Below are 14,783 nucleotides of genomic sequence, written 5' to 3' on the forward strand. Positions count from 1 at the left end.
GAACAATCTTTCCCTACTTTTTTGCTATAATAGAACTATGAATAACTTGATTAAATCAAAACTAGAGCTCTTGCCGACCAGCCCTGGTTGTTACATTCACAAGGATAAAAACGGCACCATTATCTATGTAGGAAAGGCAAAAAATCTGCGTAACCGAGTGAGATCTTATTTCCGTGGGAGTCACGATACCAAGACAGAGACCTTGGTATCTGAAATTGTAGATTTTGAGTTTATTGTTACGGAGTCTAATATTGAGGCACTTCTCCTAGAAATTAATCTGATTAAGGAAAATAAGCCCAAGTACAATATCATGCTCAAGGATGATAAGTCCTATCCTTTCATCAAGATTACCAATGAACGCTATCCTCGTTTGATTATCACCCGTCAGGTCAAGAAGGACGGCGGTCTCTACTTTGGCCCTTATCCAGATGTAGGGGCAGCCAATGAAATCAAGCGGCTACTGGATCGGATTTTCCCTTTTAGAAAGTGTACTAATCCACCTTCTAAGGTCTGTTTTTACTACCATATCGGTCAATGTATGGCCCACACTATCTGTAAGAAGGATGAGGCCTACTTCAAGTCTATGGCTCAGGAGGTTTCTGACTTCTTAAAAGGACAGGATGACAAAATCATCGATGACCTCAAGGGCAAGATGGCATCCGCAGCACAAAGTATGGAGTTTGAACGTGCAGCGGAATACCGTGACCTGATTCAGGCCATTGGAACGCTTCGAACCAAGCAACGGGTCATGGCCAAGGACCTCCAAAACCGTGATGTCTTTGGCTACTATGTGGCCAAGGGATGGATGTGTGTCCAGGTTTTCTTTGTCCGTCAGGGCAAGCTCATTGAGCGCGATGTCAATCTTTTTCCCTATTATAATGATCCGGATGAGGATTTTCTAACCTATGTGGGACAATTTTATCAAGAAAAATCTCACCTAGTACCCAATGAGGTACTGATTCCGCAAGATATCGATGAAGAAGCAGTCAAGGTCTTGGCGGATACCAAGATTCTCAAACCCCAGCGTGGAGAGAAAAAGCAACTGGTCAATCTGGCTATAAAGAATGCTCGAGTTAGTCTGGAACAGAAATTCAACCTGCTAGAGAAATCTGTTGAAAAGACACAAGGAGCTATTGAAAATCTAGGTCGTTTGCTCCAAATCCCGACCCCAGTTCGCATCGAGTCCTTCGATAACTCCAACATCATGGGAACTAGCCCTGTTTCAGCCATGGTGGTCTTTGTTAACGGCAAACCAAGTAAAAAAGATTACCGTAAGTACAAAATCAAGACTGTCGTTGGACCAGACGATTATGCCAGTATGAGAGAGGTCATTCGCAGGCGTTATGGTCGAGTTCAACATGACGGCTTGACTCCGCCAGATTTGATTGTCATTGATGGGGGACAAGGTCAGGTCAATATCGCCAAGCAGGTCATCCAAGAGGAGCTGGGCTTGGACATTCCAATTGCTGGTCTGCAAAAGAATGACAAGCACCAAACCCATGAATTGCTCTTTGGAGATCCGCTTGAGGTGGTGGAGTTGTCTCGCAATTCTCAAGAATTTTTCCTTCTCCAGCGCATCCAAGATGAGGTGCACCGCTTTGCCATCACCTTCCATCGCCAACTGCGCTCCAAAAATTCCTTTTCATCACAACTGGATGGAATTGAAGGGCTGGGACCTAAACGCAAGCAGAATCTCATGAAGCATTTCAAGTCTTTGACCAAAATCAAGGAAGCCAGTGTGGATGAGATTGTCGAAGTTGGGGTGCCAAGACTTGTCGCAGAAGCTGTGCAAAGAAAGTTGAACCCGCAGGAAGAAGAGGAATTAGCTCAAGTTGCGGAAGAAAGAGTAGAATATCAAACAGAAGGAGACCATCATGAACCATAAAATCGCAATTTTATCAGATATTCATGGCAATGCGACAGCCTTAGAAGCAGTGATTGCAGAATCCTCAGCAAAAACGAATGATTAATATGTCAATTAGGATTTTGCGAACAGTCTACTGTGATAGAATGGAAAGTCAGTTATGATACCTATAGAAAAATCAAATCCGTTTGAAGTTGAAAAAATATGCTTGGAATTATATGAGAAAATGAAATTTCAGGATTATCCTGAATTTAAATATGAGTTAAATAACTGGGTTGTAAATAATATACCGAGACTTGAGAGTAAACAGGATGCTTTTCTGAATATAATGAAGGATGAATTTTCATTCTTAAAGGATTATAAAGGATTATTGGATAATTTCATAGATAAAGAATCTAGATTAGCAGAGTATCTAAAAAAATCTTATAGCAAGATAGATGCAAAATTAAGGAAGAAGATAATTGATTTAAAGAATGTTTCGGTATGTCCATATTGCAATCGTAATTATATAAACTCAACATATACAATGCTTCACTGTGATAATTGTAATCAAGACTTATTGATAATTGATGAGGTTGAAAAAGAATGTCCAGGTTGTAATCAAGAGATTAACGGTCAGACTAAAGTAGTAAACACTGCTCAACTAGACCATTTTTTTCCAAAAGACAGCTATCCACTGTTTGCTGTTTCATTTTATAATTTAATCCCTAGTTGTTATAGTTGTAATCATGTGAAATCAAATAAGGATTTAGAATATAGTCCCTATGATACTAGTTTTTCATTCGATGATGTAAAATTTACATACATTCCAAAGTCTGCTGATGAGATTGAAATCAAAATCATTTCATATGATTCGGATTTTAAAATTGGCATTGGTGATTTGGGTATAGAGGAGCTATATCAAAGCCACATTGATGTAGTAAATGAATTGATTTGGAAAAAAGAAGTATACACAGATAGTTATAGAGAAGGCTTGTCAAAAATCTTAAATCAAACAGATCTTGAATTAAGTGCAGCTGAGTTGAATCGCTTTATAACAGGTTACTACACAGACAAAGAAAACTATGGGAAAAGACCGCTTTCAAAAATGGTTACAGATATTAGCAAAGAAATTGGACTAGTAGGAGAAGAAGAATGAAATTAATTGCCTTGGTGATTAAACAGTATGATGAGTTTTTTAAGAATCAGATTTTTAATTTTTCAGACGAATATAAAGTAAGTTTTGATTTTGAAACGAATGAATTAAAAATTGATAAAAATCCAGACTATATTGAAAACTTTTATGGAGAGTCTATTTATAATATTTCACCTATAGTTGGTATAAATGGTGTGGGAAAAAGCACAATTTTAAATCTAATAGGCTATTATCATCGAGAGGAAGATCAAAACAAAGATATAAATCAATTTTTCTGTATATATTTAGATACTAATGGTAAATTTTATCTATTCGATAAAAATTTTGATTTATCGTCAATTACTATAGAAGGTCTAGCAACAGATCAAGTTGATATAAATGGATACTGTGATGATCAAAAGAGAGATAAGTTGATTTATATCATGAACGAAGATAGACGTCCAAGCGGAAGCTACGGAGGTTCATCATTATTAGATGTTCACTTAGCAGAATCTTCTAGATGGTATATTTTGAATGGTATTTTTGAAGCTTATGAAGTATTATATTCTCGAGGATTAGTTTCTTCGTCATATAAATTTAGTTTTGGAGTCAGTAAGTATGATATTCCAGATAAATATTTAAATGGTTGGGAAAATAGAGAGTTTTTCTCCTGTCTCATTTTGAAAATAATTGTGAAGATTTGTAAAGACTTTAAGTATTGCTTAAGAGATGAAGAAATTGAAATATATTTTATAGATGGTAATTATTTGAACCTATTTGATAAAATAAAAACAGAAATAGAAACAGAAGAAATGAACGAATTTCTGAATTTATTAGTCGATTTTTTAAATAATTTAGAACAATTTATTCATAAGTATAAGACAAAAGAATACAGTGATAGTACGAAAAGTCGGATAGTTGAGATTGGATATGTAGAAAAGAATTTTGATAATCGAATCGAATTTGAAAAACTATATCTAGACTATGAAAAATTAGAAAAGAATGCAATAGATTTGAAGTACTATGGTTTTAGAGTAATAGATGACTTTTATTATAATATGTCTACTGGTGAAACAAATATATTAAAAGTGATGAGTTATGTAAAGTGGTTACAAATGAATCCCTCTCAAGGGCCATGTCAATTAGTAGTGGATGAATTAGAATCGGGTATGCATCTCGAATGGTCTAGAACCTTAATAAATTTTTTAGTCAACTATATAAATGAAATCAATAGAATAGTAGGAATGAACTTCCAACTCATCTTCACAACTCATTCTCCTTACATGCTTTCGGATATTAAACCAGGAAATGTGATTATGCTTGAAAAGAGTCAAGAAACTGGATATTCAGAAGGTAAAGTTCTTCAAAATACTTTCGCTAAGAATATCCAAGAAATCATGAAGGAAAATTTGATCGATAACATTTATGGTGATTTTGCTTTAACAAAGATTAATTCTATGATAAGTAGACTGAATGGGGAAGAAGGAGATGAAGAAGAACTATTAAAAGAAATTCATTTAATCAGCGAGCCTATTCTTCGTAATAAATTATTAGAGATGTATGATAAGAAATACAATACCTCAGAATTTAGTATTGAAAAACAACTACTAAAATTGAGTCTCACTGATGAACAACGCCAGAAGGTCAGAACAATGATTGAAGAAAATACAAGGAATACATAATTTATGTAAACAAATAGTTTGAAATACTAATGTAAACAAATAGTTTGAAATACTAATGTAAACGAATATTAGAAAGTAATAATATGAACCATAAAATCGCAATTTTATCAGATATTCATGGCAATGCGACGGCGCTAGAAGCAGTGATTGCAGATGCTAAAAATCAAGGAGTCAGTGAATACTGGCTTCTGGGAGATATTTTTCTTCCTGGTCCAGGCGCAAATGACTTAGTCGCCCTGCTAAAGGACCTTCCTATCACAGCCAGTGTTCGAGGCAATTGGGATGATTGTGTCCTTGAGGCCTTGGATGGTGAATATGGTTTGGAACATCCACAAGAAATCCAGCTCATGCGATTGACCCAGTTTTTGATGGAGCGAATGGATCCTGCAACGATTGTCTGGTTACGAAGCTTACCTTTGCTAGAAAAGAAAGAAGTTGACGGACTGCGCTTTTCTCTTTCTCATAATTTGCCAAATAAGAACTATGGTGGTGACTTGCTAGTTGAGAATGATACAGAGAAATTTGATCAACTGCTAGATGCGGAAACCGACGTGGCAGTCTATGGTCATGTTCACAAGCAATTGCTTCGTTATGGCAGTCAAGGGCAACAAATTATCAATCCAGGTTCGATTGGTATGCCCTATTTTAATTGGGAAAAGTTAAAAAATCACCGTGCCCAGTATGCCGTGATAGAGATTGAAGATGGGGAATTGGTAAATATCCTATTTCGTAAAGTCGCTTATGATTATGAAGCGGAGTTAGAATTGGCCAAGTCCAAGGGACTTCCCTTTATCGAAATGTATGAAGAGCTACGAAGAGAAGATAACTATCAGGGGCACAATCTGGAACTTTTAGCCGGCTTAATAGAAAAGCATGGGTATGTAGAGGATGTGAAGGATTATTTTGATTTTTTGTAAGAGTTTCCTAAAATAACCAATGCAAACTAAAAACGATTGGCCTGTCCAATCGTTTTTAATATATCTTATTGTAACTGAGATTGATCTGGGAGATAAGAACCACCTAGATAGGTATTGCTGAGTTTTTCAAGGGTTCCGTCTTGGTAGAGTTCTTTGAGTGCTTTATCAAATTGCTCTTTAAACTCTTTCTGGTCGCTTGAGAAAATGATATAGTTGTTGGGGCTATCGGCAGAAGGTAAATCAACGACTGAGAGGTTTAAGTCACGGTCCTTGATAATCTTTTGAACGGATACCTTGTCAAAAACTAGGAAATCAAACTCTCCGTTAGCAAGGTCTAGGATTCGTTTACCGATATCTTCACCAGAAAAATCGATAGTAGCAGGATTATCAGTGTGTTTTTGATTCCAGTTATTGATGAATTGAGCGTTTGAAGTTCCGGTATCTTCTTGCGTTGTTTTACCAGCAATTTGGTCAAGTGAAGTCAAAGGATTTTTCTTGTTGCTGACGAGGACGAGGGGGTTGTTCGAAATTGGAAGTGAGTAGAGGTATTTTTCAGCACGCTCTTCTGTGTAACTCAGGTTGTTGGCCGCAGCCTGATAGTGACCAGAATCAAGTCCTGGAAAGATACTCTCCCAGGCAGTTCTTTGGAATTGAATCTCGTAGTCACTGAGTTTTTCATCCACTGCTTTTAGAACTTCTATATCGAAGCCTGTCAAATTTCTCTTATCTTCGTAGTCAAATGGTGGCACGTCGCCAGCTGTAGCAACGACGATTGCCTTTTGAGAATTAGTCTCTTTGGGTGTGGATTGATTCCCACAGGCAACTAAAAAGGGGATGATGGCTAGTAATAGGCTGAATTTTTTCATAGTATCTCCATTCAAATGTAAAGTACTTGCTAGTTTATCAGAAACTTTCCTGATGAACCAGTATATATTTTTTATGGTTGTGATAAAAAAACTTAATCATGAAAAATCCCTGCAAGCTCTTTCAAAATATGGTAAAATGGAAGCAGTAGAATTAGAAAAGGAAATCGATTATGAAATTTCTTGAATTAAATAAAAAACGTCATGCGACCAAGCAGTTCACTGATAAGGCAGTTGATCCCAAAGATGTGCGTACGGCTATCGAAATTGCAACCTTGGCACCAAGCGCCCACAACAGCCAGCCTTGGAAATTTGTAGTGGTGCGTGAGAAAAATGCCGAACTAGCAAAATTGGCTTACGGTTCAAACTTTGAACAGGTATCATCAGCGCCTGTAACTATTGCCTTGTTTACAGACACAGATTTGGCTAAACGTGCTCGTAAGATTGCCCGTGTTGGTGGTGCTCATAACTTTTCTGAAGAGCAACTTCAATACTTCATGAAGAATTTGCCTGCTGAATTTGCCCGTTACAATGAACAACAAGTCAGCGACTACCTAGCCCTCAATGCAGGTTTGGTTGCTATGAACTTGGTTCTGGCTCTTACAGACCAAGGAATCGGATCAAATCTGATCCTTGGTTTTGACAAATCAAAAGTCAACGAAGTTTTGGAAATCGAAGACCGCTTCCGCCCAGAACTCTTGATTACAGTGGGATACACAGACGAAAAATTGGAACCAAGCTACCGCTTGCCAGTAGATGAAATCATTGAGAAAAGATAGAAAGAAGAAAGAAATGACAACAATTGATTTTACAGCAGAAGTAGAAAAACGCAAAGAAGATCTCTTGGCTGACTTGTTTAGCCTTTTAGAAATCAACTCAGAACGTGATGACAGCAAGGTTGATGCTGAACATCCATTTGGACCTGGACCGGTAAAGGCCTTGGAAAAATTCCTTGAAATAGCAGACCGTGATGGCTACCCAACTAAGAATGTCGATAACTACGCAGGACATTTCGAGTTTGGAGAAGGAGAAGAAGTTCTCGGAATCTTTGCCCACATGGACGTGGTGCCAGCTGGTAGCGGTTGGGACACAGATCCTTACACACCAACTATCAAAGACGGTCGCCTTTATGCGCGTGGAGCTTCGGACGACAAGGGACCTACAACAGCTTGTTACTATGGTTTGAAAATCATCAAAGAATTGGGGCTTCCAACTTCTAAGAAGGTTCGCTTTATTGTCGGAACAGACGAAGAATCAGGCTGGGCAGACATGGACTACTACTTCGAGCACGTAGGACTTGCAAAACCAGACTTCGGTTTCTCTCCAGATGCTGAATTCCCTATCATCAATGGTGAAAAAGGAAATATCACGGAATACCTTCACTTTGCAGGTGAAAATACAGGTGCAGCCTGTCTTCACAGCTTCACAGGTGGTTTGCGTGAAAATATGGTACCTGAATCAGCAACAGCAGTCGTTTCAGGTGATTTGGCTGACTTGCAAGCTAAACTAGATGCCTTTGTTGCAGAACACAAACTTAGAGGAGAACTCCAAGAAGAAGCTGACCAATACAAGGTGACGATCATTGGTAAATCAGCCCACGGTGCTATGCCTGCTTCAGGTGTCAATGGTGCGACTTACCTAGCCCTCTTCCTTAGCCAGTTTGACTTTGCTGGTCCAGCTAAAGACTACCTTGACATCGCTGGTAAAATTCTCTTGAACGATCATGAGGGTGAAAATCTCAAGATTGCTCATGTGGATGAAAAGATGGGTGCCCTTTCTATGAATGCGGGTGTATTCCGTTTTGATGAAACAAGTGCTGATAATACCATTGCCCTTAATATCCGCTATCCAAAAGGAACAAGTCCAGAACAAATCAAGTCAATCCTTGAAAACTTGTCGGTCGCTTCTGTTAGCCTTTCTGAACATGGTCATACGCCTCACTATGTGCCAATGGAAGATCCACTTGTGCAAACCTTGTTGAATGTTTATGAAAAACAAACTGGTCTTAAAGGTCACGAGCAAGTCATCGGTGGTGGAACCTTTGGTCGCTTACTCGAACGCGGTGTTGCCTATGGTGCCATGTTCCCAGACTCAATTGACACCATGCACCAAGCTAATGAATTTATCGCCTTGGACGATCTCTTCCGAGCTGCAGCAATCTATGCCGAAGCTATTTACGAATTGATCAAATAAAACGATAGAAGTCTGAGATTGTATGCTTAGACTTCTTTTTGGAGGGAAAGTAGATGTCTCAAATTGAAAGAATCAAGCAGGCTATTATGGCAGATCCGCAGAATGCTACCTATACAAAGCGTGGCATCGAGCCTCTCTTTGCAGCGCCAAAGACTGCTCGCATCAATATCATCGGTCAAGCACCGGGACTTAAAACGCAGGAGGCAGGACTTTATTGGAAAGATAAAAGTGGTGACCGCTTGCGAGATTGGCTTGGTGTTGACGAAGACACTTTTTATAATTCAGGTTATTTTGCTGTTTTGCCTATGGATTTTTACTTTCCAGGGCATGGTAAGTCAGGTGACCTGCCACCGAGAACTGGGTTTGCAGAAAAATGGCATCCGCAGCTCTTGCAAGAATTACCAGATATTCAATTGACCCTCTTGATTGGGCAATATGCCCAGGCCTACTATTTAAAGGAGAAAGTCAGTGGCAAGGTGACAGAACGGGTAAAACACTACCAGAACTACTTGCCAACCTATTTTCCACTAGTACACCCATCACCACGCAATCAAATCTGGATGGCCAAAAATCCTTGGTTTGAGTCAGAAGTGGTGCCAGATTTGAAAAAAAGAATTAAAACCATTTTATAGTCAATGAAAATCAAAGAGCAAACTAGGAAGCTAGTCGCAGGCTGTACTTGAGTACGGCAAGGTGAAGCTGACGTGGTTTGAAGAGATTTTCGAAGAGTATAAACATTAGAATTTTCTCCTACTTGGCGTGGACTGGGTAGGGGATGTTATTTTTAGACAATTCTCATTTTTGAGAATCTTGAAAACATTCAATATTTACTTCGTGAAGCTTTTTTCATACTCCTATTCATGATATACTAGGTCAGTATTTTATAAATATGAAGGAGATTTTCATGGCTAAAAAAGGTGCCCTAACAGGTTTACTCCTGTTTGGAATATTTTTTGGTGCGGGGAACTTGATTTTTCCGCCTTCTCTAGGTGCTCTATCTGGAGAACATTTTATTCCTGCCATCGCAGGTTTTGTCTTTTCAGGCGTCGGTATCGCCGTCTTGACTCTTATTATTGGAACGCTAAATCCTAAAGGATATATCTACGAGATTTCAACAAAGATAGCGCCTTGGTTTGCGACTCTTTACCTCTCAGTTCTTTATTTGTCAATCGGTCCATTCTTTGCTATCCCACGTACAGCTACAACAGCTTACGAAGTAGGGATTAGTCCTCTTTTGTCGGATGCAAATAAAGGTCTTGGTTTGATTGTCTTTACAGTTCTGTATTTTGCAGCAGCCTATTTGATTTCGCTTAATCCATCAAAAATTTTGGACCGTATCGGCCGTATTTTAACTCCAGTCTTTGCGATTTTGATTGTTATCTTGGTTGTTCTGGGAGCTTTCAAATACGGTGGAACCAGTCCTCAAGTTGCTTCAACTGCTTATCAAGCTTCTGCCTTTGGTACAGGTTTCCTAGAAGGTTACAATACCTTGGACGCCCTTGCCTCAGTTGCCTTTAGCGTAATCGCAGTTCAAACCTTGAAACAACTTGGATTTTCAAGTAAGAAAGAATACATTTCAACTATTTGGGTTGTTGGTATCGTTGTTGCCCTTGCCTTCAGCGCTCTTTACATCGGTTTAGGTTTCCTTGGAAATCATTTCCCAGTACCAGCTGAAGCGATGAAGGGTGGAACGCCAGGTGTTTACATCTTGTCACAAGCGACTCAAGAAATCTTTGGCTCAACAGCTCAACTCTTCCTTGCAGCTATGGTTACCGTAACCTGCTTCACAACAACGGTTGGTTTGATTGTGTCTACAGCTGAGTTCTTTAATGAGCGCTTCCCACAAATCAGCTACAAGGTTTATGCGACAGCCTTTACCTTGATTGGATTTGCCATTGCTAATTTGGGTCTTGATGCGATTATCAAGTACTCCATTCCAGTATTGGTTATCTTGTACCCAATCACGATTGCTATCGTTATGATTGTCATTGTCAACAAATTTGTGGCTCTTTCAAAACCAGGTATGCAGTTGACAATTGCTGTTGTTACAGCCATTGCCATTGCAAGCGTACTAGGAAGCTCGTTTAAGGTTGAGTTTCTTGCAAACCTTGTCAACGCTCTTCCTTTTGCCAAGGCATCTCTCCCATGGTTAGTACCAGCTGTTGTCGGAATCTTGATCTCATTGGTTTTACCAAACAAGCAAGAAAGCGATGTTTTTGAAATGGAATAATCATTAAAATCATTTTTGTAGCCAAGTCTACAGGAGTGATTTTCTTTTTTTATACGATGATAAATGTGTTATAATAGGTAGCAAAAGAGGTGAAGAAATGAATCAAACAGTAGAATATATCAAAGAACTGACAGCCATTGCGTCGCCAACAGGTTTTACTCGTGAAATTTCGAATTATTTAGTCAAAACTCTAGAAGGTTTTGGTTATCAGCCAGTTCGCAAAGCCAAGGGCGGTGTCAATGTGACCATCAAAGGTCAAAATGATGAGAAGCATCGGTATGTGACTGCCCATGTGGATACGCTGGGTGCCATTGTCCGTGCTGTCAAACCAGATGGTCGTCTCAAATTGGACCGTATCGGTGGTTTTCCTTGGAACATGATTGAAGGTGAAAACTGTACCGTTCATGTGGCTAGTACAGGTGAAAAAGTATCAGGAACCATCCTCATCCACCAAACTTCTTGCCATGTCTACAAGGATGCAGGAACTGCAGAACGCACGCAGGACAATATGGAAGTGCGTTTGGACGCCAAAGTAACCAGTGAAAAAGGAACTCGTGCTCTTGGCATTGAGGTCGGTGATTTTATCAGTTTTGACCCACGAACTGTCGTTACAGAGACAGGTTTTATCAAGTCTCGCCATTTGGATGACAAGGTCAGCGCAGCGATTTTGATCAATCTCCTTCGTATTTATAAGGAAGAGAAGATTGAATTGCCTGTAACAACCCATTTTGCTTTTTCAGTCTTTGAAGAAGTGGGACACGGTGCTAACTCTAATATTCCTGCTCAGGTAGTAGAATATCTAGCTGTGGATATGGGAGCTATGGGAGATGACCAGCAAACAGATGAGTACACAGTGTCCATCTGTGTCAAGGATGCTTCAGGTCCTTATCACTATGACTTCCGTCAACACTTGGTTGCCTTGGCTAAAGAACAAGATATTCCATTTAAGCTGGATATCTATCCATTTTATGGATCGGACGCTTCAGCAGCCATGTCTGCAGGAGCAGAGGTCAAACATGCCCTTCTTGGTGCTGGTATTGAGTCTAGCCACTCATATGAGCGCACTCATATTGACTCGGTGGTTGCCAACGGAGCGTATGGTTGATGCTTATCTCAAGAGTGAGTTGGTGGACTAATATGTGCCTTATTTGTCAAAGAATTGAGCTCATTAAAGTTGGAAAAAATCCCTACTTTATGAGAGAGTTGGAAACAGGCTATCTTGTGATTGGAAATCACCAATATTTTGCAGGCTATAGTCTCTTTCTAGCCAAGGAACATGTCAGTGAATTGCACCATTTAGAAAAGGAAACAAGAATCCGTTTTCTAGAAGAAATGAGTTTAGTCCAAGAGGCGGTTGCTAAGGCCTTTGCTACTGAGAAAATGAATATCGAGCTTCTAGGCAATGGAGATGCCCACCTTCACTGGCACCTATTTCCAAGGCGGACAGGTGATATGAAAGGTTACGGACTTAATGGCCGTGGCCCAGTTTGGTGGGTTCCATGGGAAGAAATGATTGCTGAAGAATATCAGGTTAAGGGAAGCAAATTAGAAAACTTGATTGCCACCTTATCTAAAACATTGGACCAGATGATAGAGATGAAAGGATAAACAATGAAAAAAAGATACCTTGTCTTGACAGCCTTGCTAGCCTTGAGTCTAGCAGCTTGTTCACAAGAAAAAGTAAAAAATGAAGATGGAGCAGCTAAAACAGAACAAACTGCCAAAGCTGAGGGGACAGTCGGAAATAAGTCACAAGGAGCCACCCAGAAAAAAGCAGAAGTGGTTAACAAAGGAGACTACTACAGCATCCAAGGAAAATATGATGAAATCATCGTAGCAAATAAACACTATCCTTTGTCAAAAGACTACAATCCAGGGGAAAATCCAACAGCCAAGGCAGAGTTGGTCAAACTCATTAAAGCTATGCAAGAGGCAGGTTTCCCAATTAGCGACCATTACAGTGGCTTTAGAAGTTATGAAACTCAGACCAAGCTCTATCAAGATTATGTCAATCAAGATGGGAAAGAAGCTGCCGACCGTTATTCTGCTCGACCTGGCTATAGCGAACACCAGACAGGTTTAGCCTTTGATGTGATTGGGACAAATGGTGATTTGGTGACAGAAGAAAAAGCGGCCCAATGGCTCTTGGATCATGCGGCTGATTATGGTTTTGTTGTCCGTTATCTCAAAGGCAAGGAAAAGGAAACAGGCTATATGGCTGAGGAATGGCACCTTCGTTATGTCGGAAAAGAGGCTAAAGAGATTGCAGCTAGTGGCCTCTGTTTGGAAGAGTATTTCGGCTTTGAAGGTGGAGATTACGTCGATTAAAAAATAAACTTTTCTCTTGCAATTCCAGATAAATAGTGTATAATAGATGGGTATGTGAAAAACATACTTGTGGGAGGTAAAAATCTCTAATTACCGCCAAAACCACAAAGGAGGATTTAAAAATGGCTAAAAAAGTCGAAAAACTTGTAAAATTGCAAATCCCTGCTGGTAAAGCTACACCAGCTCCACCGGTTGGACCTGCTCTTGGTCAAGCTGGTATAAACATCATGGGATTCACAAAAGAGTTCAACGCTCGTACAGCTGACCAAGCTGGTATGATCATTCCAGTTGTTATCTCAGTTTACGAAGATAAATCATTTACTTTCATCACTAAAACACCACCAGCTGCTGTTCTTTTGAAAAAAGCTGCAGGTGTTGAAAAAGGATCAGGTACACCTAACAAAACTAAAGTTGCTACAGTTACTCGTGCACAAGTACAAGAAATTGCAGAAACTAAGATGCCAGATTTGAACGCAGCAAACGTAGAGTCTGCAATGCGTATGATCGAAGGTACTGCTCGTTCTATGGGATTCACTGTTGTTGACTAATCAATAACACAGTAGAAAATCTCACAGCAGTCTATTAGTTGCTTTTCATACTAGGCAAGTGACTGATGCTTGTACTTGGGTACAGCAAGGGAACTTAAGGCCGTAGGAAAAGAAAATTAATAGACTGAAAACCCGCAAGACTTCATCATTTCGAGGAGTGACGTGGGAGATGAAAATCGATTGAACCACTTACAAGGAGAATAGAAAATGGCTAAAAAAAGCAAACAACTTCGTGCTGCTCTTGAGAAAATCGACAGCACAAAAGCATACAGCGTAGAAGAAGCTGTAGCACTTGCAAAAGAAACTAACTTTGCAAAATTTGATGCAACTGTAGAAGTTGCTTATAACTTGAACATCGACGTTAAAAAAGCTGACCAACAAATCCGTGGAGCAATGGTATTGCCAAACGGTACTGGTAAAACTTCACGTGTTCTTGTTTTCGCACGTGGTGCAAAAGCTGAAGAAGCAAAAGCTGCTGGTGCAGACTTTGTTGGTGAAGATGACCTTGTTGCTAAAATCAACGACGGTTGGTTGGACTTCGACGTAGTTATCGCTACACCTGACATGATGGCTCTTGTTGGACGTCTTGGACGTGTCCTTGGACCACGTAACTTGATGCCAAACCCTAAAACTGGTACTGTAACTATGGATGTTGCTAAAGCAGTTGAAGAGTCTAAAGGTGGTAAAATCACTTACCGTGCTGACCGTGCAGGTAACGTTCAAGCAATCATCGGTAAAGTATCATTTGAAGCTGAAAAATTGGTTGAAAACTTCAAAGCTTTCAACGAAACAATCCAAAAAGCAAAACCAGCTACAGCTAAAGGAACTTACGTAACAAACTTGACTATCACAACTACTCAAGGTGTTGGTATCAAAGTTGACGTAAACTCACTTTAATCAGTAGTTTATAAAAGAGGACGAGTACGAAAGTGCTCGTTTTTTTGCTTAGAACGGGCATGTTGTTTATGGCTCTTTGTCAACTGTAGTGGGTTGAAGAAAAGCTAAGATCGAGAAAGGACGAAATTTGTCCTTTCTTTTTTGATA

General features: G+C 39.6%; 13 protein-coding genes and 2 pseudogenes. 14 read left to right on the top strand and 1 reads right to left on the bottom strand.

Annotated elements, in window-relative coordinates; genetic code table 11:
* Positions 1-37 precede the first annotated feature (37 nt).
* The 5 genes and pseudogenes from uvrC (at position 38) to N8M09_RS04215 (ending at position 5,577) form a co-directional block, all read left to right on the top strand.
* Complete coding sequence (gene uvrC, locus N8M09_RS04200) at positions 38-1,885, top strand: excinuclease ABC subunit UvrC (RefSeq protein ID WP_261064029.1); 1,848 nt, start codon at positions 38-40, stop codon at positions 1,883-1,885.
* Positions 1,875-1,949: pseudogene (locus N8M09_RS11225) on the top strand (metallophosphoesterase family protein); the annotation flags it as partial. The gene uvrC and the pseudogene N8M09_RS11225, both read left to right, overlap by 11 nt.
* 75 nt (positions 1,950-2,024) lie before the next feature.
* Entirely contained in the window at positions 2,025-3,002 is a 978-nt protein-coding gene (locus N8M09_RS04205) for a hypothetical protein (protein WP_261064031.1), read from the top strand.
* Positions 2,999-4,660 carry an ATP-binding protein gene (locus N8M09_RS04210; protein WP_261064034.1) on the top strand — a complete coding sequence of 554 codons (1,662 nt, stop codon included), beginning with the start codon at positions 2,999-3,001 and terminating at the stop codon, positions 4,658-4,660. Before N8M09_RS04205 ends, N8M09_RS04210 begins: the two co-directional genes overlap by 4 nt.
* Before the next feature lie 83 nt (positions 4,661-4,743).
* Entirely contained in the window at positions 4,744-5,577 is an 834-nt protein-coding gene (locus tag N8M09_RS04215) for a metallophosphoesterase family protein (protein WP_261064035.1), read from the top strand.
* 65 nt (positions 5,578-5,642) lie between these two features.
* Here the strand turns inward: N8M09_RS04215 and N8M09_RS04220 are convergent, their stop codons facing one another.
* Positions 5,643-6,443 (bottom strand): amino acid ABC transporter substrate-binding protein, encoded by an 801-nt coding sequence (locus N8M09_RS04220; RefSeq protein ID WP_261064036.1) that lies wholly within the window; start codon positions 6,441-6,443, stop codon positions 5,643-5,645.
* A 170-nt stretch (positions 6,444-6,613) separates the two neighbouring features.
* On the opposite strand from N8M09_RS04220, the gene N8M09_RS04225 reads away from it, so the two are divergent.
* The 9 genes and pseudogenes from N8M09_RS04225 to rplA all read left to right on the top strand — a co-directional run bounded on the left by N8M09_RS04225 (position 6,614) and on the right by rplA (position 14,636).
* Entirely contained in the window at positions 6,614-7,219 is a 606-nt protein-coding gene (locus N8M09_RS04225; RefSeq protein WP_261064037.1) for a nitroreductase family protein, read from the top strand.
* A 13-nt stretch (positions 7,220-7,232) separates the two neighbouring features.
* Entirely contained in the window at positions 7,233-8,633 is a 1,401-nt protein-coding gene (gene pepV / locus N8M09_RS04230; RefSeq protein ID WP_261064039.1) for a dipeptidase PepV, read from the top strand.
* A gap of 53 nt (positions 8,634-8,686) precedes the next feature.
* A complete protein-coding gene (locus tag N8M09_RS04235) occupies positions 8,687-9,265 on the top strand; it encodes a uracil-DNA glycosylase family protein (RefSeq protein ID WP_261064040.1) in 579 nt (192 codons plus the stop codon).
* A 272-nt stretch (positions 9,266-9,537) separates the two neighbouring features.
* On the top strand, positions 9,538-10,863 hold the full coding sequence (gene brnQ / locus N8M09_RS04240) for a branched-chain amino acid transport system II carrier protein (RefSeq protein WP_261064041.1): 1,326 nt from the start codon (positions 9,538-9,540) through the stop codon (positions 10,861-10,863).
* Positions 10,864-10,960: 97 nt separating this feature from the next.
* Positions 10,961-11,999, top strand: a pseudogene (locus N8M09_RS04245) (M42 family metallopeptidase).
* Position 12,000: 1 nt separating this feature from the next.
* Positions 12,001-12,471: an HIT family protein gene (locus N8M09_RS04250; RefSeq protein WP_261064042.1), complete on the top strand. Its 471-nt coding sequence runs from the start codon at positions 12,001-12,003 to the stop codon at positions 12,469-12,471.
* Between the two features lie 3 nt (positions 12,472-12,474).
* Positions 12,475-13,191, top strand: coding sequence for an LD-carboxypeptidase LdcB/DacB (ldcB, locus tag N8M09_RS04255; protein WP_261064043.1), 717 nt, complete (start codon positions 12,475-12,477; stop codon positions 13,189-13,191).
* A 122-nt stretch (positions 13,192-13,313) separates the two neighbouring features.
* Positions 13,314-13,739, top strand: coding sequence for a 50S ribosomal protein L11 (rplK, locus tag N8M09_RS04260; RefSeq protein WP_001085807.1), 426 nt, complete (start codon positions 13,314-13,316; stop codon positions 13,737-13,739).
* A gap of 207 nt (positions 13,740-13,946) precedes the next feature.
* Complete coding sequence (gene rplA / locus N8M09_RS04265; protein WP_001085675.1) at positions 13,947-14,636, top strand: 50S ribosomal protein L1; 690 nt, start codon at positions 13,947-13,949, stop codon at positions 14,634-14,636.
* Positions 14,637-14,783: the final 147 nt, after the last annotated feature.

The sequence above is a fragment of the Streptococcus mitis genome (assembly GCF_946190375.1).
Taxonomy (GTDB): Bacteria; Bacillota; Bacilli; order Lactobacillales; family Streptococcaceae; genus Streptococcus; species Streptococcus mitis_CJ.

What these genes read in the sequence shown, in the direction of transcription:
- N8M09_RS04215 (WP_261064035.1), top strand. Translation starts at nt 4,744, where the DNA reads ATGAACCATAAAATCGCAATTTTATCAGATATTCATGGCAATGCGACG.
- N8M09_RS04250 (WP_261064042.1), top strand. Translation starts at nt 12,001, where the DNA reads ATGTGCCTTATTTGTCAAAGAATTGAGCTCATTAAAGTTGGAAAAAAT.
- pepV (WP_261064039.1), top strand. Translation starts at nt 7,233, where the DNA reads ATGACAACAATTGATTTTACAGCAGAAGTAGAAAAACGCAAAGAAGAT.
- ldcB (WP_261064043.1), top strand. Translation starts at nt 12,475, where the DNA reads ATGAAAAAAAGATACCTTGTCTTGACAGCCTTGCTAGCCTTGAGTCTA.
- uvrC (WP_261064029.1), top strand. Translation starts at nt 38, where the DNA reads ATGAATAACTTGATTAAATCAAAACTAGAGCTCTTGCCGACCAGCCCT.
- rplA (WP_001085675.1), top strand. Translation starts at nt 13,947, where the DNA reads ATGGCTAAAAAAAGCAAACAACTTCGTGCTGCTCTTGAGAAAATCGAC.
- N8M09_RS04235 (WP_261064040.1), top strand. Translation starts at nt 8,687, where the DNA reads ATGTCTCAAATTGAAAGAATCAAGCAGGCTATTATGGCAGATCCGCAG.
- N8M09_RS04210 (WP_261064034.1), top strand. Translation starts at nt 2,999, where the DNA reads ATGAAATTAATTGCCTTGGTGATTAAACAGTATGATGAGTTTTTTAAG.
- N8M09_RS04225 (WP_261064037.1), top strand. Translation starts at nt 6,614, where the DNA reads ATGAAATTTCTTGAATTAAATAAAAAACGTCATGCGACCAAGCAGTTC.
- brnQ (WP_261064041.1), top strand. Translation starts at nt 9,538, where the DNA reads ATGGCTAAAAAAGGTGCCCTAACAGGTTTACTCCTGTTTGGAATATTT.
- rplK (WP_001085807.1), top strand. Translation starts at nt 13,314, where the DNA reads ATGGCTAAAAAAGTCGAAAAACTTGTAAAATTGCAAATCCCTGCTGGT.
- N8M09_RS04220 (WP_261064036.1), bottom strand. Translation starts at nt 6,443, where the DNA reads ATGAAAAAATTCAGCCTATTACTAGCCATCATCCCCTTTTTAGTTGCC.
- N8M09_RS04205 (WP_261064031.1), top strand. Translation starts at nt 2,025, where the DNA reads ATGATACCTATAGAAAAATCAAATCCGTTTGAAGTTGAAAAAATATGC.